The sequence below is a fragment of the Bradyrhizobium sp. Cp5.3 genome (assembly GCF_000426265.1).
Classification (GTDB): domain Bacteria; phylum Pseudomonadota; class Alphaproteobacteria; order Rhizobiales; family Xanthobacteraceae; genus Bradyrhizobium; species Bradyrhizobium neotropicale.
Genome location: NZ_AUFA01000002.1, coordinates 267,635 through 291,551 on the forward strand (window position 1 = coordinate 267,635; position 23,917 = coordinate 291,551).

21 protein-coding genes are annotated in these 23,917 nt (G+C 64.4%); 11 read left to right on the forward strand and 10 right to left on the reverse strand.

Features of this window, described 5'->3' with window-relative positions; all coding sequences use genetic code 11:
• Positions 1-172 precede the first annotated feature (172 nt).
• The 3 genes from K289_RS0104275 to K289_RS0104285 all read right to left on the reverse strand — a co-directional run bounded on the left by K289_RS0104275 (position 173) and on the right by K289_RS0104285 (position 3,040).
• Positions 173-1,447, reverse strand: coding sequence for an acyl-CoA dehydrogenase family protein (locus tag K289_RS0104275; protein WP_027550351.1), 1,275 nt, complete (start codon positions 1,445-1,447; stop codon positions 173-175).
• A 302-nt stretch (positions 1,448-1,749) separates the two neighbouring features.
• Complete coding sequence (locus tag K289_RS0104280) at positions 1,750-2,127, reverse strand: VOC family protein (RefSeq protein ID WP_027550352.1); 378 nt, start codon at positions 2,125-2,127, stop codon at positions 1,750-1,752.
• Positions 2,128-2,260: 133 nt separating this feature from the next.
• On the reverse strand, positions 2,261-3,040 hold the full coding sequence (locus K289_RS0104285) for an SDR family NAD(P)-dependent oxidoreductase (RefSeq protein ID WP_027550353.1): 780 nt from the start codon (positions 3,038-3,040) through the stop codon (positions 2,261-2,263).
• Positions 3,041-3,220: 180 nt separating this feature from the next.
• Between K289_RS0104285 and K289_RS0104290 the strand changes: the two genes are divergently transcribed.
• From K289_RS0104290 to K289_RS0104300, 3 genes are read left to right on the forward strand one after another with little or no spacing between them, the layout of a single operon-like run.
• Complete coding sequence (locus tag K289_RS0104290; RefSeq protein ID WP_027550354.1) at positions 3,221-4,009, forward strand: enoyl-CoA hydratase/isomerase; 789 nt, start codon at positions 3,221-3,223, stop codon at positions 4,007-4,009.
• Positions 4,006-4,992, forward strand: coding sequence for a phosphotransferase family protein (locus K289_RS0104295; protein ID WP_027550355.1), 987 nt, complete (start codon positions 4,006-4,008; stop codon positions 4,990-4,992). The genes K289_RS0104290 and K289_RS0104295 overlap by 4 nt, the downstream gene beginning before the upstream one ends.
• Positions 4,993-4,995: 3 nt before the next feature.
• Complete coding sequence (locus K289_RS0104300) at positions 4,996-5,373, forward strand: DUF6285 domain-containing protein (protein ID WP_027550356.1); 378 nt, start codon at positions 4,996-4,998, stop codon at positions 5,371-5,373.
• A gap of 251 nt (positions 5,374-5,624) precedes the next feature.
• On the opposite strand, the gene K289_RS0104305 is transcribed toward K289_RS0104300, so the two are convergent.
• Positions 5,625-6,404 carry an enoyl-CoA hydratase-related protein gene (locus K289_RS0104305; protein ID WP_027550357.1) on the reverse strand — a complete coding sequence of 260 codons (780 nt, stop codon included), beginning with the start codon at positions 6,402-6,404 and terminating at the stop codon, positions 5,625-5,627.
• Between the two features lie 212 nt (positions 6,405-6,616).
• Between K289_RS0104305 and K289_RS0104310 the strand changes: the two genes are divergently transcribed.
• The gene (locus K289_RS0104310) at positions 6,617-7,891 is read left to right on the forward strand and encodes an acyl-CoA dehydrogenase family protein (RefSeq protein ID WP_027550358.1); all 1,275 of its coding nucleotides are present in this window, start codon (positions 6,617-6,619) and stop codon (positions 7,889-7,891) included.
• A 209-nt stretch (positions 7,892-8,100) separates the two neighbouring features.
• Here K289_RS0104310 and K289_RS0104315 read toward each other — a convergent pair whose 3' ends face one another.
• Positions 8,101-9,681 (reverse strand): fatty acid--CoA ligase, encoded by a 1,581-nt coding sequence (locus K289_RS0104315; RefSeq protein ID WP_027550359.1) that lies wholly within the window; start codon positions 9,679-9,681, stop codon positions 8,101-8,103.
• A 141-nt stretch (positions 9,682-9,822) separates the two neighbouring features.
• Positions 9,823-10,695, reverse strand: a complete 873-nt coding sequence (locus K289_RS0104320; protein ID WP_027550360.1) for an SDR family oxidoreductase — start codon at positions 10,693-10,695, stop codon at positions 9,823-9,825.
• A 105-nt stretch (positions 10,696-10,800) separates the two neighbouring features.
• Between K289_RS0104320 and K289_RS0104325 the strand changes: the two genes are divergently transcribed.
• The 4 genes from K289_RS0104325 (at position 10,801) to ppc (ending at position 16,719) form a co-directional block, all read left to right on the forward strand.
• Positions 10,801-11,610 carry a crotonase/enoyl-CoA hydratase family protein gene (locus tag K289_RS0104325; RefSeq protein ID WP_027550361.1) on the forward strand — a complete coding sequence of 270 codons (810 nt, stop codon included), beginning with the start codon at positions 10,801-10,803 and terminating at the stop codon, positions 11,608-11,610.
• A 128-nt stretch (positions 11,611-11,738) separates the two neighbouring features.
• Positions 11,739-13,283 (forward strand): acyl-CoA synthetase, encoded by a 1,545-nt coding sequence (locus K289_RS0104330; protein WP_027550362.1) that lies wholly within the window; start codon positions 11,739-11,741, stop codon positions 13,281-13,283.
• A gap of 81 nt (positions 13,284-13,364) precedes the next feature.
• Positions 13,365-13,769, forward strand: a complete 405-nt coding sequence (locus K289_RS0104335; RefSeq protein ID WP_027550363.1) for a YccF domain-containing protein — start codon at positions 13,365-13,367, stop codon at positions 13,767-13,769.
• Between the two features lie 151 nt (positions 13,770-13,920).
• Positions 13,921-16,719 (forward strand): phosphoenolpyruvate carboxylase, encoded by a 2,799-nt coding sequence (gene ppc, locus K289_RS0104340; RefSeq protein ID WP_027550364.1) that lies wholly within the window; start codon positions 13,921-13,923, stop codon positions 16,717-16,719.
• 114 nt (positions 16,720-16,833) lie between these two features.
• Here ppc and K289_RS0104345 read toward each other — a convergent pair whose 3' ends face one another.
• The 4 genes from K289_RS0104345 to K289_RS0104360 form a co-directional block, all read right to left on the reverse strand.
• The gene (locus tag K289_RS0104345) at positions 16,834-18,000 is read right to left on the reverse strand and encodes an SMP-30/gluconolactonase/LRE family protein (RefSeq protein WP_027550365.1); all 1,167 of its coding nucleotides are present in this window, start codon (positions 17,998-18,000) and stop codon (positions 16,834-16,836) included.
• Positions 18,001-18,115: 115 nt separating this feature from the next.
• Positions 18,116-19,030, reverse strand: a complete 915-nt coding sequence (locus tag K289_RS0104350) for an SDR family oxidoreductase (RefSeq protein WP_027550366.1) — start codon at positions 19,028-19,030, stop codon at positions 18,116-18,118.
• 181 nt (positions 19,031-19,211) lie between these two features.
• The gene (locus tag K289_RS0104355) at positions 19,212-20,351 is read right to left on the reverse strand and encodes a thiolase (protein ID WP_027550367.1); all 1,140 of its coding nucleotides are present in this window, start codon (positions 20,349-20,351) and stop codon (positions 19,212-19,214) included.
• A gap of 3 nt (positions 20,352-20,354) precedes the next feature.
• The gene (locus K289_RS0104360) at positions 20,355-20,768 is read right to left on the reverse strand and encodes a Zn-ribbon domain-containing OB-fold protein (RefSeq protein WP_027550368.1); all 414 of its coding nucleotides are present in this window, start codon (positions 20,766-20,768) and stop codon (positions 20,355-20,357) included.
• Positions 20,769-20,946: 178 nt separating this feature from the next.
• Between K289_RS0104360 and K289_RS0104365 the strand changes: the two genes are divergently transcribed.
• The 3 genes from K289_RS0104365 (at position 20,947) to K289_RS0104375 (ending at position 23,913) form a co-directional block, all read left to right on the forward strand.
• Entirely contained in the window at positions 20,947-22,296 is a 1,350-nt protein-coding gene (locus tag K289_RS0104365) for an amidase (RefSeq protein WP_027550369.1), read from the forward strand.
• A complete protein-coding gene (locus tag K289_RS0104370; protein ID WP_027550370.1) occupies positions 22,289-22,975 on the forward strand; it encodes a DUF2848 domain-containing protein in 687 nt (228 codons plus the stop codon). The genes K289_RS0104365 and K289_RS0104370 overlap by 8 nt, the downstream gene beginning before the upstream one ends.
• 185 nt (positions 22,976-23,160) lie before the next feature.
• On the forward strand, positions 23,161-23,913 hold the full coding sequence (locus K289_RS0104375; protein WP_027550371.1) for a 2OG-Fe(II) oxygenase: 753 nt from the start codon (positions 23,161-23,163) through the stop codon (positions 23,911-23,913).
• Positions 23,914-23,917 lie beyond the last annotated feature (4 nt).

Consider the following 23,917-nt stretch of genomic DNA (forward strand, 5'->3'; position numbering starts at 1 on the left):
GGTCGCATCGCACCGAAGATGCGATGCGGGTGAGGAGGACCCTCAGGAAGTGCAGAGCTTCGTAGGGTGGGCAAAGCGAAGCGTGCCCACCAACTTCGTGCGGAAACCGTGACGGTGGGCACAGCGCGCGAAGAGCGCGGCTTTGCCCACCCTACGGCTCAGAGGCGAGCCCTTACGCCATGCTCAGCTCGTGGCGTCCCACCACCATCCAGTGCACCTCGTCCGGACCGTCGGCAAAGCGGAGGTGGCGCACGTCCTGGTACATCTCGGCGAGCGGCGTCCAGTGCGAGATGCCGGTCGCGCCGTGCATCTGGATCGCCTGGTCGATGATCTTGCAGGCGCGCTCCGGCACCATCGCCTTGACCATGGAGACCCAGACGCGAGCCTCCTTGTTGCCGAGCACGTCCATGGCCTTCGCCGCCTTCAGCACCATCAGTCGCATCGCCTCGATCTCGCAGCGCGCCTGCGCGATGATCTGCATGTTGCCGCCGAGATGGGCGATCTTCTTGCCGAAGGCTTCGCGGGTGAGGCCACGCTGCACCATCAGGTCGAGCGCCTTCTCGGCCTTGCCGATCGTGCGCATGCAGTGATGGATGCGGCCGGGTCCGAGGCGGAGCTGCGAGATCTCGAAGCCGCGGCCTTCGCCGAGCAGCATGTTCTCCTTCGGCACCCGCACATTGTTGAAGCGCATATGCATGTGGCCGCGCGGCGCATGATCCTGTCCGAACACGTACATGGGCCCCAGCACCTCGACGCCGGGCGTGTCGCGCGGCACCAGGATCTGCGACTGCTGCTTGCTCGGCGCCGCATCCGGATTGGTCTTCACCATCACGATGAGGATCTTGCAGCGGGGATCGCCGAGACCGGAGATGTAATACTTTTCGCCGTTGATGACCCATTCGTCGCCGACGAGCTTGGCCGTCGTCGAGATGTTCTTGGCGTCGGAGGAGGCGACGTTCGGCTCGGTCATGACATAGGCCGAGCGGATCTCGCCGTTGAGCAGCGGCTTCAGCCACTTCTCCTTCTGCTCCTTGGTTCCGACGCGCTCCAGCACTTCCATGTTGCCGGTGTCGGGCGCCGAGCAGTTCATGCTTTCCGAGGCCAGCGGGCTCTTGCCGAGCTCGGCCGCGATATAGGCGTAGTCGAGATTCTTCAGGCCCTGGCCGGTCTCGTCATCGGGCAGGAAGAAGTTCCAGAGGCCTTCCTTCTTGGCCTTGTCCTTGGCCTTCTCCAGCACCTCGAGCTGCTTCGGCGTAAAGCTCCAGCGGTCTTCCTTGTTCTCGCCGGCCTTGGCGAACTCGATCGACATCGGCTCGACGGTGTCGCGGATGAACTTCTTGACGTGATCATAGAGCGGCCGGACCTGGTCCGACATCCTGAGGTCGTTGAGCTCGTCGCCGGGATTGAGGGTGTAGTTGGTGGTGCGGGGAATGTAGGTGTGTTTCATTGTTCCTCCCGTTTCGTTGAGATCGCGTTGGGCCGGAGAATAGTCGCAGCGCGGCCAAAGCGCGAGCGCGCATTTTTCACGCGCGCCATGCCATGCGATGGAATATCGCGAGAGCGTTTGAAATGTTGTTTGAACGGTGCTGCTAGGCTTCACGCTCTCCGTCGTCATCGCCCGCCTTGTGCGCAATTGCGCACTGGGGCGGGCGATCCAGTATTCCAGAGGCGTCGGTGATTCACGGAGAAGCCGCGGCGTACTGGATTCCCCGCTTTCGCGGGGAATGACAGCGTTACGTATGGGCGCACTCACCCCAGCCTGTGCATCGCGCAGATCTTGTTGCCATCGAGGTCGCGCAAATACGCAAGATAGAGCTTGCCGCCCGGGCCCTGGCGGATGCCGGGCGGATTCTCGCACGTCTTGCCGCCAGCGGCGAGGCCGGCCGCGTGCCACGCATCGACCTGCTCCGGCGAGTTGCAGGCAAAGCCGATGGTGCCGCCATTGGCGGGCGTTGCGGGCTCGCCGTTGATCGGCTTGGAGACGGAGAATATGCCGGTCTTGGTGATGTAGAAGATGCGGTGGCCGTCAAGCCTGGCCGGTCGTACCTCGAGCGTGCCGAGCAGCTTGTCGTAGAACGCCTTGGCCTTGTCGAGGTCGTTGGTGCCGACCATCACGTGCGAGAACATGTTTGCCTATCCCCCTTCTGCGCTTAAAAACCAGAGAACGTAGGGTGGGCAAAGCGCAGCGTGCCCACCATGGCAATGGAAAATAACGTTGGTGGGCACGGCGCAAGCGCGCCTCTGCCTACCCTACGAAATCTCAAAACGCGGTATAGCCGCCGTCGATCACGAACGTATCGGCGGTGTGATAGGATGACGCCTTGCTCATCAGGTACACCGCGATGCCGCCGAAATCGCTGGGCTCGCCGAAGCGGCGCTGCGGAATCCGCGGCATCACATTGGCGACGAATTTGTCGTTGGCCATGATGCCGGCGGTCATGTCGCTCTTGATCCAGCCGGGCAGGATTGCGTTCGCGGTGACGCCGTGGCGGGCGAGCTCGACGCCGAGCGCGCGGACCAGCGCGTTGATGGCGGCCTTGGTCGCGGCATAGTGCTCGTTGCGCGCGGTGCCGAAGATCGAGGCGAGGCTGGAGGTTGCGACCAGACGGCCGAAGGGATCGCCGGCATTGGCGCGGTCGGTCATGTGTTTTGCGGCGGCCTGGAAGGCGTGGAACACGCCGTCGAGGTTGGTCGCGAACATCGTGCGCCACTCTTCCTCGGTGCGCTCGATGAACGAACGCCGGCCGCCGCCGCCGATGCCGGCATTGGCGAAGCAGCCGTCGACTCGGCCGAACGTGTCGAGCGTCGCCTTCATCGCCGCATTGACCGAGGCCGGATCAGTGACGTCGCACACGCGGGTATCGACCTTGCCGGGCAGGCCGGCCATGCTCGCGGCAGCGCTTTTATTCTTGTTAGCGTTGCGGCCCCAGATCGAGACATTGCAGCCCTGGCCCGCGAGCGCCTGCGCGATGCCGAGCCCGATACCGCCATTGCCGCCGGTGATCACGGCCACGCGGCCGGTGAGGTCGAAAATGTTCATGGAGCGTTTCCTGTTCTTGGCACGCCCGCGCGCCAGCCGGTGCGCGCAAGATTGTGCGATACGACGGTAAGGTATGTTCGCTCCACCATGGACAAGGCCGCGCCAAAAATCAAATATGTGCCCCGGCAAACCTAATTCCGGTCTGCGAAACTGACGCAGGCCGCAACTGACGAGGAAACGATGCAGTTCAAACACGTCACGCTCGAGTTCGATGGTTCAGTCGCGATCCTGAAGCTAGACCATCAGGAGGTGATGAACGCGGTCTCCATGGATATGCTGGGTGGCCTCGCTGATGCGCTTGACGCGATCGAGGAGAAAAAGGAGGAGGTGCGCTGCGTCGTGCTGACCGGCGCGGGGCGGGCGTTCTGCACGGGCGCGAATCTTCAGGGCCGCAACAACCAGTCGAAGAAGACCAAGGCCGGCTTGACGCTCGAGACCGGTTTTCATCCATTTCTGCGACGCATCCGCAATCTGCATTGTCCGCTCGTCACAGCGGTCAATGGCCCGGCCGCCGGCGCCGGCATGAGCTTCGCGCTGCTCGGCGACATGATCCTGTGCGCGCGCTCGTCCTATTTCCTGCAGGCCTTCCGCCGCATCGGCCTCGTGCCCGATTGCGGCTCGACCTGGCTGCTGCCGCGGCTGATCGGCAAGGCGCGCTCGGTCGAATTGTCGTTGATGGGCGAGCGCCTTCCGGCCGAAAAGGCGCTGGAATGGGGCCTCGTCAACCGCGTCTATGACGACGGCGTGCTGATGGAGGAGGCGATGAAGCTCGCGCACGAACTCGCGGGCGGCCCGACGGTCGCGCTCGCGCTGATCCGCAAGCTGTACTGGGACAGCCCGGAGAATTCCTTCGAGGAACAGCTCAATCTCGAATTTCAGTGCCAGCTGCGCGCGGGCGATACGCAGGACTTCCGCGAAGGCGTCGGCGCGTTCCTGGAGAAGCGCCCGGCGCAGTTCAAAGGCAAATGATCGAGGCGGAGCTTTCGCGCAGCGTGGTGCGCTGGTGCCCAGGCGCGACCGGCGCGAGCTGCGCCGCAAAGCTGTCCGGCGGCGCCAGCCAGGAAACCTGGCGCTTCGACATCGAGCATCCCGACGGGCCGATCGGCGCGATCCTGCGTCGCGCGCCAAAAGGCTATGGCGCCGCGCCGACGCGCGCGGCGGGGCTTGCCGCCGAGGCGAGGTTGATGCAGCTCGCCTATGAAGCCGGTGTGCCGTCGCCGCGGGTGCTGCATGTACTCACGCCGGAGGACGATCTCGGTACCGGCTTCATCATGCAGCGGGTCGAGGGCGAGACCATCGCGCGCAAGATTCTCCGCGACGACGAGTTCGCCGCGGCCCGCCCTGTGCTCGCGCGGCAGATCGGCGGTGTGCTCGCCGGCCTGCACAGGCTGCCGCAGGAGAAGTTGCCCGAGCTGCGCCTCATGACCGCGGCGAAGGAGATCGACGAGTTCGAGCGCGACTATCGCAGCCTGAACTGGCCCAAGCCCGTGTTCGAGCTGGCGCTGCGCTGGCTGCGCGACAACGATCCTGGCCCCTCGGTCGAGGTGACGCTGGTACACGGCGATTTTCGCAACGGCAATCTCATCATCGGCTCTGACGGCGTGCGCGCCGTGCTCGACTGGGAGCTCGCCCATCTCGGCGATCCCATGGAGGATCTCGGCTGGGTTTGCGTCAACTCGTGGCGCTTTGGCGAGATCGACAAACCGGTCGGCGGCTTCGGCTCGCGCGAGGAGCTGTTCGCAGGTTATGAGGCCGCGGGCCGCAAGGTCGATCCGGCGCGCGTCAAATTCTGGGAAGTGATGGGCACGTTGCGCTGGGGCATCATGTGCGGCGGCATGATGCAGCGCTTTCGCGAAGGCCCGGACCATTCGATGGAGCGCGCCATGATCGGCCGCCGCGCCTCCGAGACCGAGATCGATCTGTTGCGGCTGCTCGCGCCGCGCGGGAGGTGATGCATGCAGGACGAACCGACACCGATCGAGCTGACCAAGGCCGTCGCCGATTTCCTCCGCAACGACATCGCGCCGCTGATCTCCGGCCACCAGGCGTTCAAGCTGCGCGTCGCCATCAACATCCTCGACCTCGTCATCCGGCAGCTGGCGCTGGAGGAGGGGAGTGACGCGAAGGAGGTCGAGCGCCTGCGCACGCTGCTTGGTATGAATGGCTCGGTCACCGAGCTCAACCGCGCGCTGGCAGAACGCATCGCCAAGGGCGAGGTGGATCTCGCGACGCCGGGCTTGGCCGAGCATCTCTGGCAGACCACGATGGACAAGCTCGCCGTGGATCAGCCGAACTACGCCTCCTACAAGCGGGAAGTGTCGAGAGGCGAATAGGCGGCGCCACATCCTCCGTCATTGCGAGCGCAGCGAAGCAATCCAGAGTCTTTCCGCGGTGACAGCCTGGATTGCTTCGCTGCGCTCGCAATGACGGTGTTGAGTCAAGCGTGCTTCTTTCTCTACCGTCATTCCGGGGCGTCGCGCAGCGACGAGCCCGGAATCCATTCATCCGCTGTCTCTGCCGCGAGATGGATTCCGGGCTCGCGCCTAAGCGGGCGCGCCCCGGAATGACGAGAGGGGAAGACGTCCTACTTCCCCAGCCATTTCGGCGGCCGCTTCTCCGCGAACGCCTTCGGGCCTTCGATGTAGTCCTGCGAGGCCACCATCGCCTTTACCGCCGGGTAGTCCCGCTGCTCCTCGATCGCCTGCTCGAGCGAGACGGCGAGGCCCTTCTGGATGGTCTGCTTCGAGGCCCGGATCGACATCGGCGAGTTCTTGGTGATCATCTCGGCCCAGCGCAGCGCGGCCGTCAGCGCCTCGCCCTGCGGCACCACCTCGTTGACGAAGCCGAGCTCAAGGCCTTCCTTGGCGCTGACATGGCGCGCGGTGAGGATCATGCCCATGGCGCGCTTCACGCCGATCTGGCGTGGCAGCCGGTGCAGGCCGCCGGCGAGCGCGGCAAGGCCGACGCGCGGCTCGGGCAGGGCGAAGGTTGCGTTCTCCGAGGCGATGATGAGGTCGCAGGCGAGCGCAATCTCGAAGCCGCCGCCCATCGCGACGCCGTTCACGGCGGCGATGATCGGCTTGTCGCAATCGAAGCGTGAGGTCAGGCCCGCAAAGCCGCCCTTGTCCCAGCCGCGCTTGCCGCCGGCCGCCTGCCACTTCAGATCATTGCCGGCGCAGAACGCCTTGTCGCCGGCGCCGGTGACGATTGCGATCCACTGCTCGGGATCGGCGGAGAAATCGTCGAACACCTTGTTGAGCTCGAAATGCGCATCGGTATGCAGAGCGTTGTAGACCTCGGGCCGCGACAACGTGATGATCGTGATCGGCCCCTTGCGTTCCACTTTGGAAAATTTCAGCTCCATGGTCGCTCCCGGATTTTCTGTGGCAGAGAATTATGGGCTCATAGTAGCGCGCGGACACGCCGCAGCACCATCGAATTGCGCGGGCGCGCCTTGCGTGCTTCACTCGCTTCGCCTTGCTTGACTTGCGTGCGCTCTTCTCACCTTAATCGCGCGAAGCAAAAACGCGCGTAGCGCCTTAACGCAAAACGACAAAATCATTCCGGGAGAGAACCGTGGATTTCTCATTGCCTGCCGATCTCGTCGCCTATCTCGGAGAGCTCGACCGTTTCATCGAACGCGAGATCAAGCCGCTGGAAGAGGCCGACGACAACATCCGCTTCTTCGACCATCGCCGCGAATGGGCGCGCACCGATTTCGAGAATGGCGGTCTGCCGCGGCACGAATGGGAGGAGCTGCTGCGCAAGGCAAAGGATCTCGCGGACGCCGCGGGTCACCTGCGCTTTCCGGTGCCGAAGCAGCATGGCGGCAGGGACGGTTCCAATCTCTGGATGGCGGTGATCCGCGAGCATTTTGCCGCCAAGGGCCTTGGGCTGCACAATGACTTGCAGAACGAGCACTCCATCGTCGGCAATTTCCCGGTCGTCACCATGCTCGACCGCTACGGTCGCGACGACCAGAAGGCGATGATCGACGGCTCGATCAGGGGCAAGTACCGCATCACCTTTGGTCTTACCGAGCCGCATCACGGCTCGGACGCCACTCACATGGAGACGCGCGCGGTGCCCGCGACGCGCGACAACGTCAAGGGCTGGATCATCAACGGCGAGAAGATGTGGACCACCGGCATGCACGTGGCCACCCACTGCGCGCTGTTCGCGCGCACCTCGGGCAACGACGGCGACGCGCGCGGCATCACCTGCTTTCTGGTGCCGGCCAAGAGCGAAGGCGTGAAGGTCGAGGAGTACATGTGGACCTTCAACATGCCGACCGATCACCCGCGCGTCAGCTTCACGGACGTGTTCGTGCCGGAGGATGCCTTGTTCGGCGAGGTCGGCCGCGGCCTGTCGCTGGCGCAATGCTTCGTGCATCAGAATCGCATCCGGCAGGCGGCGAGCTCGCTTGGCGCTGCCGTCTACTGCATCAATGAAAGCGTGACGTATGCGCGCGAGCGAAAGCCGTTCGGCAAGGCGCTCGCCGAGAACCAGGCGATCCAGTTTCCGCTGGTCGAACTTGCGACACAGGCCGAGATGCTGCGCCTGTTGATCCGGAAGACCGCGTGGGAGATGGACCAGCTCACCCAGGAACAGATCGAGCGCACGCTCTCCGACCGCGTCTCGATGTGCAATTACTGGGCGAACCGCCTCTGCTGCGAATCCGCCGACCGCGCCATGCAGGTCCACGGCGGCATGGGCTACTCACGTCACAAGCCGTTCGAGCACATCTACCGCCACCACCGTCGCTATCGGATCACCGAGGGGAGCGAGGAGATCCAGATGCGCAAGGTGGCGGGGTTCCTGTTCGGCTACATGGGGCCGGGGAAGCACTAAAGCGGTCATTTGCGAGCGCAGCGAAGCAATCCAGAGTCGTTCTACGGAGACAGTCTGGATTGCTTCGTCGCAAGGGCCCCTCGCAATGACGGTGGATAGAGGCGCGTGTCTGCCTCCGCACCGTCATCGCGAGCAAAGCGAAGCAATCCAGAAATGCTACCGTGGAGGGATTCTGGATCGCTTTGTTGTTTCGCTCCTCCCGATGACGATCAATTCACCCGCCGCTCCTTCCCCGCCCAATACGGCTCGCGCAACTGCCGCCGCAAGATCTTGCCTGACGGATTGCGCGGCAGCGCGGGCAGAAACTCGACGGTCTTCGGTGTCTTGTAGCCGGCGATGCGTTCGCGGGTGAAGTTGATGATGTCGGTTGAGGTCGCCTGCTTGCCCGGTTTCATCACGACGATCGCCTTCACGGCCTCGCCCCATTTGTCGTCGGGCACGCCGATCACGGCGGCTTCGGCGACGTCAGGGTGATCGCACAACGCGCTCTCGACCTCGGCCGGATAGATGTTCTCACCGCCGGAGATGATCATGTCCTTGATGCGGTCGTGGATGTAGAGATAGCCGTCCTCGTCCATGTAGCCGGCATCGCCGGTGCGCAGCCAGCCGTCGGAACGGAGCGTCGCAGCGGTCGCCTCGGGCAGGTTCCAGTAGCCCGCCATGTTCGAGCCGGAGCGTGTCGCAATCTCGCCGACTTGGCGCGGAGGCAGCGGCGTGCCATCCGCGTCGAGGATCGCGATCTCGACACCCGGCAGCGCCTTGCCCGCCGAGCGCATCCGCTCCAGCCCTTCGATGTGATCTTCCGGCGGCAGCGCGACGATGGTGCCGGTGGTCTCGGTCATGCCATACATCTGCACGAAGCCGCATTTGAAGACCTCGATGCACTCCTTGAGCAGCGCCGCCGGAATCGGCGAGGCGCCGTAGAGCATGTATTTCAGCCGCGAGAAGTCGACCGTCTTCGCACGCGGTTGGCGCACCACGAACTGCATCGCCGCCGGCACCATGAACAGTTTCGTGATGCCTGACAGCTCGAAGAAGTCGAGCACCTTGGTCGGATCGAACTCGCGCGCGATCACGCCGCGTGCGCCGTGATAGAGCCCCATCACGCCCCAGCCCGAGCCGCCGATATGGAAGATCGGCATGGCGACCAGCGAGACGTCGTCGGTCGACCAGCGGTTCCACTCCGGCTTGTCTTCGGCATTGCCGGTCTGCACCAGATTGAGGAAATTCGCATGCGACAGCATCGCGCCCTTCGGCTTTCCGGTCGTGCCGGACGTGTAGAGCTGGATCGCGATGTCCTTCGTATCGATCGGCACCCTGGGGTCGTCGCCGCTCTGCGCATCGCGCCAGGCGGTGAAATCCTGCCATTCCGGCGCGCCGCCTTCGGTGGTGATGACGGTGCGCACGTCCGCAAGCTTGTCCTTGATCTGGCGAACCTGCGCGATGAACTCCGGTCCCACAAATAGCACCGGCGCCTTGCAGTCGGCGACGATGAAGGCGACCTCGGGCCCCGCGAGCCGCCAGTTCACCGGTGTCATCACCACGCCGGCCTTCATCGCACCCATCAGGAGCTCGAAATAGATGTCGCTGTTCTTGCCAAGATAGGCGATGCGTTCGCCTTTCTTGACGCCCATCGCGATGAGCGCATTCGCGACCTTGTTGGTCCTAGTGTCGAACTCGGCGAAGCTGGTGACGCGGCCCTCGAATTCATAGGCCGTGGCGTTGCCGCGGCTCCCGGCGCGCTCGCGCACCATATCGGCGAGATTCGCCAATGGCTGTGAGGTAGACATGTCTCTCCCGTGGCGTTTTGTTTTTATGCCGCGGAGTGTGGCGTCATCCGCGTGCAAAGACAATACGGAGGGGAGCGCTGCAGTTTCAACACGTCGTCCCGGCCTTCGCCGGGACGACGGTTGAAAGCTTCGGAGAACATGTCACCCCCGCGCAGCCCGATCCTTCTCGTTCTGCGCCATGATGCTCTCGCGTGCCTGTTTCCAGTCGTCGTCGCTCCAGTCGCGGAGCTGGTAGAAATTGCCGCCCATCGCGAGCGCCTGTGCGCCGTCCATGGCGATGGTCTCGCCGTTGATCCAGTCGCAGCCGCCGGAGATCAGAAAAACCGCAAGGTTCTGCAGCTCCTCCATGGTGCCGACGCGGCCCATCGGATTCATCGCCTTGGTGCGCGCGCCGGCCTCGTCGCCCGGCTTGATGCGCTTGCTCATGCCCTCGGTCGGGATCTCGCCCGGCGCGATCGTGTTGAGGCGGATGCCGTATTTGCCCCATTCGGTCGCAAGCGACATCGTCATGGCGTGGATCGCAGACTTGCTCATGGCCGACGGCACCACGTAAGGCGAGCCGTTGCGCACCCACGTCACGGTGATCGAGACGACGTTGCCGGGCTGGCGCGCGGCGATCCAGCGCTTGCCGACAGCGTGCGTTACGTAGAACGTGCCGTGCATGACGATGTTGGCGACCGCATCGAAGCCGCGCGGCGAGAGCTCTTCGGTGCGCGAGATGAAATTGCCGGCGGCGTTGTTGATGAGATCGGTGAGCGGTGCCTCGCGAAAGATGTTCTCGACCATCTCCTCGACTGCGAGCGCGTTGCGGATGTCGACGCCGTGGCTGGTGACGCGACCGCCGTATTGATCCATCAATTCGGTCGCAGTCTCGTCGCAGACGATCTTGCGCCGGCCGCAGATGTGCACTTCGGCGCCGAGCTGGAGGAAGCGCGCCGCCATCGACTTGCCGAGACCCGTGCCGCCGCCGGTCACGAGGATGCGCCGGCCGGCCAGAAGATTTTCCTTGAACATGGCTGTTTCCCCCGTAGGGATTGTCAGTTAATTGGTCGATTGACTAAATCCGGCCGTCAGCTTCCTGTAAAGCGGCACCGAACAAGAACAGGGGAGAATTGATCCATGGAAGAGCGCGTCTCGATTTCGATCTCGGAAGGCGTTGCCGATGTCCGCCTGGTGCGTGCGGACAAGATGAACGCGCTGGATCAGGCCATGTTCGAGGCGCTGGTTGCTGCAACCGAGCGTCTTTCCAAGGAAAAAGGTGTGCGCGTAGTGGTGCTGTCCGGCGAAGGCCGCGCCTTCTGTGCCGGTCTCGACATGGGACGTTTTGCCGCCATGAAGGAAAAGGGTGGCAATGGAATTCCGGGTGGCGAAAATCGCGACCTTACCGTGCGCACCCATGGCAAGGCGAATTTTCCGCAACAGGCGGTGTGGGGCTGGCGCCAGCTGCCGGTTCCGGTGATCGCGGCCGTGCACGGCGTTGCCTTCGGAGGCGGTTTCCAGCTCGCGCTCGGCGCGGACATGCGCTTCGTCGCAGCCGATGCGCGAATGTCGGTGATGGAAATCAAATGGGGTCTCGTGCCCGACATGGCGGGCACGCCGATCCTGGCCTCGCTCGTGCGTGACGACATCCTGCGCGATCTCACCTACACCGGGCGCATCTTCTCGGCGCAGGAGGCGATGACCTACGGCCTCGCCACACGCATCTGCGATGACCCGCGCGCTAGCGCACTCGAAGTCGCGCGCGAGATCGCGGGGAAAAGCCCCGACGCGATCCGCGCCGCGAAGCGATTGCTGAACAATCTCTCGGTCGATCCGGGCCCGGCGCTGCTCGCAGAATCCGTCGAGCAGCAGAGGCTGATCGGCAGCGCGAACCAGACCGAGGCGGTGCGCTCCAACCTCGAGAAGCGCGCGCCGCGGTTTGCGGATTAGCGCGGACCTCATCCCGAGGAGCCGCGAAACGGCGTCTCGGGGGATGGGCCACGGGCTCTCATGGTTCGAGACGGCGTTTCGCGCCTCCTCACCATGAGGGGCAACTCCAAACAACAAAGAAAAACAAAATGAGCGAAACGTCCCAATTCCTCGGCCTCGTCTCCGGCGATCGCCGCCGCGCCCATGCCGAGGTCGCAAGCCGCGCCGACCGCATCGCCTCCGGCCTTGCCAAGATCGGAGTCAGGCAAGGCGATTGCGTCTGCATGCTGATGCGCAACGACATCGCGTTCCTGGAGGCCGCCTACGCAGCGATGCGGCTGGGCGCCTATGGCGTCCCGATCAACTGGCACTTCAAGCCGGAGGAGATCAACTACATCCTCAAGGACTCCAGCACCTCCGTGCTGATCGCCCATGCCGACATGCTGCACGGCTTGCGCGATGTGATTCCGAAGGGTGTCACCGTGCTCAGCGTGCCGACTCCGCCGGAGATCCTCATCACCTACAAGATCGATCCCGCTCATTTGGCGACACCGGATTTCGCGATCGATCTCGGGTCGTGGCTCGCGCAATTCCAGCCCTATGACGGTCCGGTCGTGCCGCAGCCCATGAACATGATCTACACCTCGGGCACGACCGGCCACCCCAAGGGCGTGCGGCGTCATGCGCCGACGCCCGAGCAGGCCGCCGCCGGCGAGCGCATGCGCGCGCTGATCTATGGGCTGAAGCCTGGTGCTCGTGCTTTGCTGCCCGGTCCGCTCTATCATTCCGCGCCAAACTCGTTCGGCATTCGCGCCGGCCGCCTCGGCGGCGCGCTGGTGCTGATGCCGCGCTTTGAGGCAGAGGAATTTCTGCAGCTCATCGAGCGCTTTGGGATCGACACCATCTTCATGGTGCCGACCATGTTCATCCGCCTGATGAAGCTGCCGGAGGACGTTCGCAGGAAATACGACGTCTCCTCGCTGCGCCACGTCATCCACGCCGCCGCGCCGTGCCCGGCGGACGTCAAGCGCGCCATGATCGACTGGTGGGGGCCGGTGATCTACGAATTCTACGGCTCGACCGAGTCAGGTGCCGTCACGTTCGCGACCTCCGAGGACGCGCTGAAGAAGCCCGGCACCGTCGGCAAGATCTCGCCCGGCGCGGAGCTCCGCTTCATCGGTGAGGACGGTCGCGTGCTGCCTGCAGGTGAGATCGGCGAGATCTATTCGCGCATGGCTGAGAACACCGACTTCACCTATCATAACAAGCCGGAGAAGCGCGCCGAGATCGACCGCGACGGTTTCATCACCTCCGGTGACGTCGGCTACATCGACGAGGACGGTTACGTCTTCATCTGCGACCGCAAGCGCGACATGGTGATCTCGGGTGGCGTCAACATCTATCCGGCCGAGATTGAATCAGTGCTGCACGCCGTGCCGGGCGTGCATGATTGCGCGGTGTTCGGCATCCCCGACGCCGAGTTCGGCGAGGCGCTCATGGCCGTGGTCGAGCCGCAACCCGGCATCACGCTCGATGCCGCCGACATCCGCGCGCGCCTCAAGGCCTCGCTCGCCGACTACAAGGTGCCCAAGCACATCGAAATCCGCACCGAGCTGCCGCGTGAAGACTCGGGCAAAATCTTCAAGCGCCGCCTGCGCGATCCCTATTGGGAGCAGGCGGGACGGAAGATCTGACATTGCGCGCCTACCGGAGCTGTCTTCGCAGAGACAGAATTTGAGCTTATACAAATGGGGTCATTGACCGCGGATGATCCCATGGCTCCGGTTTCCCTCCTGCTTAATGTGCTCTGGATTCTCGTCGGCGGTGCCTGGATGGCGTTTGGCTGGCTGGCAGCTTCCGTCATCATGGCCATCACCATTGTCGGCCTGCCCTGGGCGCGGGCGGCGTTCAACATCGCGGTCTACACGCTCCTGCCGTTCGGCTCGAAAGCGGTGCGGCGCGACGAGGTCACCGGCGAGAGCGATATCGGCACCGGCCCGCTCGGAGTGCTCGGCAATATCATCTGGTTCCTGCTCGCTGGTTGGTGGCTGGCGCTCGGCCACGTCATTACTGCCGTGATCCTCGCGATCACCATCATCGGCATCCCCTTCGCATGGGCCCACCTGAAGCTCGCGGGCATCGCGCTTTGGCCGATCGGAAAGGTGATCGTGCCAGCTTAACGTCGAAGGCACTGGATCCTGGCGTTCGCTGGGGCGACGGTGGAGGAATTGGCCCAGCCCGACCCTCGGTGTGCACCGCCCCCAACTTCATCTTGCGCTGCGGTAAAAAACTTGCACACTCGGCTCCCCCGGGCAGCTTTGGGAGCGAGCAATGTCCCTCCAGACCGTACCATCCGATGCCGCCGACCAGCGCCCCAACCGTCCTGAGGACGCCCAGGCGATGGAGGCGGATGCGCGGCTGCGGGATGACATCCGCCTGCTCGGGCGCATCCTCGGCGATACCGTGCGCGACCAGGAGGGCGCCGACATGTTCGACCTGGTCGAGCGCATCCGGCAGACCTCGATCCGGTTCCACCGCGACGAGGACCGGGTTGCCCGCCGCGAGCTCGAACAGATCCTCGACAGCATGGCGACCACCGAGACGGTGCGGATCGTCCGTGCCTTCAGCTATTTCTCCCACCTCGCGAACATCGCCGAGGATCAGAACAACATCCGCCAGATGCGCGCCCGCGCGGCGGCCAAGGAGTCTGGATCGGGCGTGCTGGCAGAAACGCTGGCACATGCGAAGGACGCCGGTATCAGCGCCGAGGAGCTCCGCAGCTTCTTCAAGGGCGCCCTCGTCAGCCCGGTCCTGACCGCGCACCCGACCGAGGTCCGTCGCAAGAGCACCATGGACCGCGAGATGGAGATTGCAGCGTTGCTCGATCGCCGCGAGCGCCTCGCCATGACGGCGGAGGAGGCCGCGGCGAGTGATGAGCAGCTCCGCCGCGAGGTGCTGACGCTGTGGCAGACCAACCTCTTGCGCCGGACCAAGCTCACCGTGCTCGACGAGGTCGGCAACGGCCTGTCGTTCTACGACTACACCTTCCTCCGCGAGGTGCCGCGGCTCGTCAACGTGCTGGAGGACCGGCTGGAGGAAGGCGGCGAGCAGGCGGCAAGCGAGCTCGCCTCGTTCCTGCGCATGGGAAGCTGGATCGGCGGCGACCGCGACGGCAATCCCTTCGTCACCGCCGACGTGATGCGCGGCACGCTGCGGCTGCAGTCGAGCCGGGTCATGCAGTTCTATCTGAACGAGCTGCACGTGCTCGGCTCCGAGCTGTCGATCGCGGCGCATCTCGCCGACGTCTCCGAGGAGCTGCGCGCGCTCGCGGAACGCTCGCCGGATACCTCGCCGCACCGAAGCGGCGAGCCCTATCGCCTCGCCGTCTCCGGCATCTATGCCCGTCTCACCGCGACCGCCGAAAAACTCGAGGTCGAGATCACGCGCCGTCCGGTCGGCAAAGGTGCTCCTTACCAGAGCGTGAAGGAGCTGCAAGCCGATCTCGACGTGCTGCATCGCTCGCTGATCGCGAACAACGCTCGCGTCATCGCGCGTGGCCGGCTGCGGCTGCTTCGGCGCGCCGTGGATTGCTTCGGCTTCCACCTGGCGCGGCTCGACATCCGCCAGAACTCCGCTGTGCACGAGCGCACCATCGCCGAGTTGATGGATGCCGCGAACCCCGGCATGTCCTATCTCGCCCTCGGCGAGGAGGCGCGCATTTCACTGCTCACCAACGAATTGCGCAGCACCCGCTCGCTGGTCTCGCAATTCGTCAAATACAGTGACGAGACGATGGGTGAGCTCAACGTCTTCCACGCGGCCGCGGAGGCGCATGCGGCGTTCGGCTCGGACGCCATTCCCCAGTGCATCATCTCGATGTGCAAGGGCATGTCCGACATGCTCGAGGTCGCGGTGCTGCTCAAGGAGGTTGGCCTCGTCAATCCATCGGGGCGCAGCGCCATCAATATCGTGCCGCTGTTCGAGACCATCGAGGACTTGCAGGCGTCCGGCGGCATCATGGATCGCATGCTGGCGCTGCACGATTACCGCCGTCTCGTCGACAGCCGCGGCGGCGTGCAGGAGGTCATGCTCGGCTATTCCGACAGCAACAAGGATGGCGGCTTCGTCACCTCGGGCTGGGAGCTCTACAAGGCCGAGATCGGCCTCGTCGAAGTGTTCGAGCGCCATGGTGTGCGTCTGCGCCTGTTCCATGGCCGCGGCGGCTCGGTCGGCCGCGGCGGCGGCCCGAGCTATGACGCCATCGTCGCGCAGCCCGGCGGGGCCGTGAACGGCCAGATCCGCATCACGGAGCAGGGCGAGATCATCTCGTCGAAATATTCCAACGCCGAAGTCGGCCGCAACAATCTGGAGATCCTCGCGGCCGCAACGCTGGAGGCGAGCCTGCTGCATCCGCGCCAGAGCGCGCCGCGGCGCGAATATCTGACCGCGATGGATGAGCTATCGAACCTCGCTTTCAAGGCCTATCGCGGTCTCGTCTACGAGACAGAGGGCTTCGTCGATTATTTCTGGGCATCGACCGTGATCAACGAGATCGCGACGTTGAACATCGGCAGCCGCCCGGCCTCGCGCAAGAAGACCCGCGCCATCGAAGACCTGCGCGCCATCCCCTGGGTGTTCTCCTGGGCGCAGTGCCGCCTGATGCTGCCGGGCTGGTACGGTTTTGGCAGCGCGGTCGAGACCTGGATCGCCGAGCATCCCGACAAGGGCATGCCGTTCCTGAAAGAGCTTTACCGCGACTGGCCGTTCTTCCGCATGCTGCTGTCGAACATGGACATGGTGCTCGCCAAGAGCTCGATCGCGATCGCCTCGCGCTATGCCGAACTCGTGCCGGACGAAGCGTTGCGCGAAAAGATCTTCGGCCGCATCCGCCGTGAGTGGCATTCCTGCATCGAGACGCTGCTTGATATCATGGGTCAGGACCGGCTGCTCCAGGGCAACCCGCTGCTGGAGCGCTCGGTGCGCCACCGCTTCCCCTATCTCGATCCGCTCAACCACGTGCAGGTGGAGCTCCTGAAGGAGCACCGCGCGAAGACCCCCGACGAGCAGGTGCTGCGCGGCATTCAGCTCACGATCAACGGCATCTCGGCGGGGCTGAGGAATACGGGGTAGGCAGCACGCTGGCTCGTCATGGCCGGGCTTGACCCGGCCATCCGCGAGCCGCCGCAATCGCGAACGGGCGTGGATGCCCGGGTCAAGCCCGGGCATGACGATCGTCGCTGCGCCTCACGGCTTCATTGCGCCTTGCACACTCGTGTAGACGGCATAGAGCGATGTCGAGCCGCAGATGTAAAGCCTGTTTCGCTGCTGACCGCCGAAGCACAGATTCGCAACTGTTTCCGGAATATGAATCTTGCCGAGCAACTCGCCCGATGGCGTATAACAGCGCACGCCGTCCTCGTTCGGATCGCCCCAGCCCACCGAACACCAGACCCGTCCTTCGGTGTCACAGCGGACGCCGTCGGTGATGCTCGGCTTTGGCATCTCTGCAAAGACCTTGCCGTTCGACACCTTCCCCGCCGCCACGTCGAGGTCGAACACGCGGATGTGAGATGGATTGTCTGGCCCATCCGTGAAGCCGGTGTCGATGACATAAAGCTTCTTCTCGTCAGGCGACAGGGCGATGCCGTTGGGTTCAACGAAGTCATCGATAACAACCTTGACGTCCCCCGATTTCGGGTCGACCCGGTAGACGTTCTTCTTCTCCTGCTCGGGCTCGGCCTTGATCCCTTCATAGAAGCCGCCGATGCCGTAGGCGGGGTCGGTGAACCAGATCGCGCCATCGGCAGTGACGACCGCATCGTTCGGCGAGTTCAGCCGCTTGCCATTGAATTTGTCGGCAATGATTGTCACCGAGCCGTCGAGTTCAGTCCGCGTCACGCGCCGACCGCTATGCTCGCAGGTGATCAGGCGTCCTTCGCGATCGATGGTGTTGCCGTTCGAGTTCATCGAGGGTTGACGGTAGACGCTGAGGTGACCGTCATCCTCCGAGAAACGCATGATGCGGTTGTTCGGAATGTCGCTGAACAACACGTATCGCCCGGCCGCGAAATACACCGGTCCCTCGGCCCAGCGGAAGCCGGTTGCGACGCGCTCAACGGCCATCGTGCCGGCGAAGGCCGGAAAACCGGAGGGCCCGAATGTTGGCGGCCCCTTCTTGGCGGATTCCAGATGAGAGTCCGGGTAGCGGCTGCCGGGCAGGGGTCCCAGGGGCAATGGCGCCGTCGATCGTGTCGGAGTGCCCGTCTGGCCCAATGGCGCGACGGTGGCTGCCAGGGCTGCGTTCATGGTGACGCCCGTCGCAGCTACCGCGGCCGCCGCACCCTTCAACAGGGCGCGGCGCCCGAGCGAGGGCTCACTGGTATCGGCGGAGATGGTCAGTGGTTTTGTCATAGTCTCCTCCCAATTTCTTGTTGGAAGGAAAACAATCCGCCCGCATTCGGGCGTAATGCGGGCGATCTCCGGCCGGACAACCGGAGATCGCAGCGCAGCAATGGCCGGGATCCCTCTAGACGGGATCCCAGGTGAAGATATCGGCCGAGCGATCGAGCTTGTAGAACGAGCCCTTCAATGCCGGCATCGCATGTTCCGCGATCGACTGCGGCGTCCAGCCGTCGCTGCTCTGCACCGAGCGCAGCGGACGGTTCTGGCTGAACAGGAAGATCTCATTCATGCGCACGCCGAAGATCTGCCCGGTGACGTCCTTGGCGGCATCGGAGAGCAGATAGGCGCAGACCGGCGCGATCTTCTCTGGTCCCATCTGCTTGATCTTCTCGACGCGCGCCTTCTCGGCGTCGGTCTCGGTCGGAATGGTGCCGATCATGCGGGTCCAGGCGAAGGGCGAGACGCAATTGGAACGGACGTTGAAGCGTCCCATGTCGAGTGCAATCGACTTCGACAGGCCGACGATGCCGAGCTTGGCGGCCGCGTAGTTGGCCTGGCCGAAATTACCGATCAGGCCCGAGGTCGAGGTGAAGTGCACGAAGGAGCCGCTCTCCTGCTCGCGGAAAATGCGCGCCGCGGCGTGAGAGACGTAGAACGAGCCCATCAGATGCACCTTGATGACGGCCTCGAACGCTTCCACGCTCATCTTGTGGAAGATCATGTCGCGCAGGATGCCGGCATTGTTGACGACGCCGTCGAGCCGGCCGAAATGATCGGTCGCGGTCTTGACGATCTTGCTCGCGGGGATCGCTTCCGCCACCGACTCGAAGTTGGCGACCGCAGTGCCGCCGCGCTTCTTGATCTCCTCGACCACTTCCTCGGCGGGCGCAGCGTTCGAACCGGCGCCGTCGGCGGCACCGCCGGGATCGTTGACGACGACCTTGGCGCCTTCCGCGGCGCAGAGCAGCGCGATCTCGCGCCCGATGCCGCGGCCTGCGCCGGTGACGATGATGACCTTGTCTTGCAGTGATTTTGTCATGTGAGTTCTCCGATCGATCCGGTGCTTCTTACCTCGCCCCGCTTGCGGGGGAGAGGTCGAATTCGAGCAAAGCTCGAATTCGGGTGAGGGGGACTCTCCGCGAGTCCGAGTGTGTGGAAGCGGCCCCTCACCCCAACCCTCTCCCCGTAAGAACGGGGAGAGGGAGAGGTGGCAGCTCGCATCACCTCTCGTTCGTAAACACGATCGTACCACTCGCGGCGAACATGCCGCCGACGCCGTGGCACACCGAAATCTTCGCGTTCTGCACCTGCGCCGGCGCAATGCCGCGCATCTGGCGCACGCTCTCCTGAAGCGCGTACATGCCATACATGCCCGAATGCATGTAGGAGAGGCCGCCGCCATTGGTGTTGAGCGGCAGCTTGCCGCCGGGCCGCGTGTTGCCGTCGGCGATGAATTTTCCGGTCTCCTCATACGGCATGAAGCCGAGGTCGCCGAGGCCGAACAGCGGCAGATGCGCGAACGCATCATAGATCATGAGATGGTCGACATCCCTGTGCGCAATGCCGGCCTCCTTGAAGGCGAGGGGGCCTGCGACCTTGAAGGCGCGCGAGGAGTTGAACGTCTCCATCTGGCTGACCATCGGCGTCTCGACGCTCTCGCCGGTGCCCATGATGTAGACGGGTTTCCGCGGAAAGTCCTTGGCGCGGTCGGCCGAGGTCAGGATCAGCGCGCCGCCGCCGTCGGTGACGAGGCAGCACTGCAGCAGCCGGAACGGATAGGCGATCATGCGCGAGTTGAGGACGTCGGCGACCGTGATCGGGTCCTTCATCATCGCCCGCGGATTCTTCGCCGCCCATTCCCGCTGCACCACGGCGACCGACGCAAGCTGCTCATGGGTGATGCCGTAGGTCTTCATGAAGCGCAGCACGGGGATTGGAAACATGCTGGGCGGGCCGTAGACGCCGAACGGCGCCTCGAACTGGCCCTGCAGGCTGTCGGCAGGGATCGAGCGGGGCGCCTTGCCGATCATCGACTTGCCGCTCTCGGCATGGGTGATCAGTACGGTCTTGCACAGACCGGCCTCGATCGCCGCGGCGGCATGGCGGACGTGCAGCATGAACGAGCAGCCGCCGACCGAGGTGCCGTCGACCCAGGTCGGCTTGATGCCGAGATAATGGCAGACCTGCTGCGGTGTTTCGACCGCGGTGGCGAAGCCGTCGATGTCGGACAGTTTCAGCCCGGCATCGGCAATGGCATTGAGCGCAGCATCCGCGTGAAGCTGGAGCTGCGACGTGTTGGGGATGACGCCGAGTTCGGTGGTCTCGGCCGCGCCGACGACGGCAACCTGGTTCCTGCGCATGACCTATCCCTTCGCCGGACGGAACACGGGGAGGGTGATCTTGTCGTCGAGCTTCTCGAAGGCGACCTCGAGCTTCATGTCGAGTTCGAGCGCCTCCGGCGTCTGCGGACAGTCGATGATGTTGCTCATCATCCGCGGCCCCTCGGCAAGCTCGACCACCGCGATCGCGTAAGGCGGGGTGAAGCCGGGCGCGGCCGGGCGGTGGTTGATCACGTAGCTGTAGAGAAAGCCCTTGCCGCTCGCCTTGAAGACCGAGACCTTGCGCGAGGCGCAGGACGGGCAGAACGGGCGCGGCGGGAAGTAGACATGTGCGCAGGCGTCGCAGCGCTGCAGGCGCAGCTCGCCCGCCTTCGTGCCGTCCCAGAAATGTTGGGTCTCCGGCGTCGGTTTCGGTCGCGCGCGCTGCGGTTCGGCCATGTCGGCAGGTCCTCCCGAGGTACAGGCTTCAACCTTGCCCGTTTCGATCTTGATGCGACAATTGACCATGGCGCGTCAACGGTCCAGCAACGCGCGCGCATGCCATCATGCGCACAGTGCTTGTGTCGAACTGAGCCAGCGCGATAGATTGCGCGCACCAATATTCCGTGAGACAGACATGCCCAATTTCCCGACAGTGGCAAAGCTAGCCGACGACCTCGAAAGCGGCCGCACGACCTCCCGCAAGCTGGTCGAGGACTGTATCGCCAGGATTGCCGATCCGGCCGGCGAGGGTCCGCGCGCCTTCATCCATGTCGACAAGGACGCGGCGCTCGCGACCGCCGACGCGATGGATGCCTTGCGCAAGGCCAAGGCTGCGCCGTCGCGCCATGCCGGTATCCCGATCTCGATCAAGGATCTCTTCGACATCAAGGGCCAAACGACGCGCGCCGGCTCCCGCGCGCTCGACGATTCCGATCCGGCGGAGCACGACGCGGCGGCGGTCGGGCGGCTGCGCAGCGCCGGCTTCGTGCTGATCGGACGAACCAACATGACCGAGTTCGCCTACTCCGGCATTGGCATCAATCCGCACTATGGCACGCCGAAGGGCGCCTGGAATCGGGCCGCGGGCCACGTGCCGGGCGGCTCATCCTCCGGCGCGGCGGTGTCCGTGCTGGACGGCATGGCGCATGGCGCGCTCGGCACCGACACCGGTGGCTCCTGCAGGATTCCCGCCGCGTACAACGGCATTGTCGGCTACAAGCCGACGCAGCGTCGCGTTCCGCTCGACGGCGCGGTGCCGCTATCGTTCTCGCTCGACAGCATCGGGCCACTGGCGCGATCGGTCAGTTGCTGTGCCATACTCGATGCGGTGCTAGCGAACGAGCCCGTCGTTGCGTTGAAGCCGCGTTCCGTGAAGGGCATGCGGCTGGCGGTGCCGACCGCGATCGCGCTTGACGATCTCGACGGCCCCGTGGCTGCGACGTTCGAGCGTGCGCTGAAGACGCTCGCCGATCATGGCGCCACCATCGAGCGCATCGAGATGGCTGAGTTCCACGAGATCGGCCCCATGAACGCCAAGGGCGGCTTTGCCGCGGCCGAAAGTTTCGCCTGGCACCGCTATCTCATCACGGCCAAGGGCGACGTCTACGATCCCCGCGTCTTCGTGCGCATCATGCGCGGCGAGGCGCAGAGCGCGGCCGACTATATCGATCTCCTCAACGAGCGTCGCTCGCTGATCGCGCGCGTCAATGCGCGCATTGCGCCCTATGACGCGCTGGTGCTGCCGACCACCGCCAACACGCCGCCGAAGATCGCCGATCTCACTGAGGACAAGGCGTTCACCACCGCGAACCTGCGCGCCTTGCGCAATTGCACCCTGATCAACATGATCGACGGCTGCGCCATCTCCCTGCCGGCGCACCGCGAGGGTGACGTGCCGGTCGGGCTGATGCTGGCGGGCGCGGGCGGATCGGATCGCCGCATTTTCGAACTTGCTGCCGGCATGGAGGCCGTGATCCGTGTTTGATTTGACTTTCACCGTAGACGCCCAGGACGCGACAACCCCTCTGACGCTTGCGATCGACCAGGCCGTCATCGCCGGCTGGACCGGCCGCGATCCCGTCGCCCGCGACGAGCATATCGCCGAGCTCGAGGCGGTCGGCATCGCACGGCCGGCCTCGACGCCGATCTACTACCGTGTCTCGGCGCGCAGGCTGACAATGGAAGACAGCATCGAATGCTGCGGCGACGATTCCAGCGGCGAGGTCGAGTTCGTGCTGATCGGCTGGCAGGGCCGCATCTTCGTCGGTTGCGGTTCCGACCACACCGACCGCAAGGTCGAGGCCTATAACGTCACGGTCTCGAAGCAGATGTGCGACAAGGTGGTCGCGCCGGTGTTGTGGGAGCTTGATGAGGTCGTCGATCACTGGGACAAGATGATCCTGCGCTCCCACGCCTGGATCAACGGCGAGCGCGTGCTCTACCAGGAGGGCACGCTGGAGGCGATGCTGCCGGTCGATGACCTGATCGCGCGTGGCTTCGAGGGCAAGACGCTGCCCGACGGCTGCGCCATGTTCGGCGGCACGTTTGCGGCCAAGGGCGGCATCCGCCCCGCCGACCGGTTCGAGTTCGAGCTGGAGGATCCCGTGCTGAAGCGGACGATCAAGCATGGGTATGACGTGATCACGCTGCCGGTGCTGGGCTAGGTTCCGTCCGGAAATCGGGTGGTTACGGCGGCAGCGATCTGCGACACCAATCTCCGTCATTCCGGGGCGCGCCCTCTTGGGCGCGAGCCCGGAATCCATCGCGCGGCACCGTAGGTGGATGAATGGATTCCGGGCTCGCGACTTCGTCGCGCCCCGGAATGACGGAAGTGGATAGGATGGTCGCTATGGCAATCGCGAAACGTGTTCCCGCTGCTGCTGTTCACGACGCGGCCGATATCGCCACCCGCGTCGATGCCCTAGGCTGGGGACAAATCACCGACGAACTCGACGCCCAGGGCTGCGCCGTCCTGAAGGACCTGCTCACGCCGGACGAATGCCGCACCATTGCCGCGCTCTATCCGGACGATGCACACTTCCGCAGCCGCATCGTCATGGGAAGCCACGGTTTTGGCCGCGGCGAGTACAAATATTTCGCCTATCCGCTGCCGGACTTGATCGCGCAATTGCGGCCCGCCCTGTATGCGCATCTGCAGGGCGTCGCCAATCGCTGGAACGAGGCGATGGGGATCGACATCCGATATCCCGCGGCGCATTCGGCGTTCCTCAAGCGATGTCATGAGGCGGGCCAGAGCCGGCCGACGCCGCTGCTGCTCCAATACGAGGCCGGCGATTACAACTGCCTGCATCAGGATCTCTATGGTGAGCACGTGTTCCCGATCCAGGTCGCGTTCCTGCTCTCCGAGCCGGGCCGCGATTTCACCGGCGGTGAGTTCGTGCTGACCGAGCAGCGTCCGCGCATGCAATCCCGGGCAGAGGTGGTACCTCTGTCGCAAGGCGACGCGGTCGCCTTCGCCGTGCATCATCGCCCGGTGCAGGGGACACGCGGCACCTATCGCGTTAATCTGCGCCATGGCGTCAGCCGGATTCGCTCGGGACAACGCCACACGCTGGGTGTGATCTTCCATGATGCCAAGTAAGCAT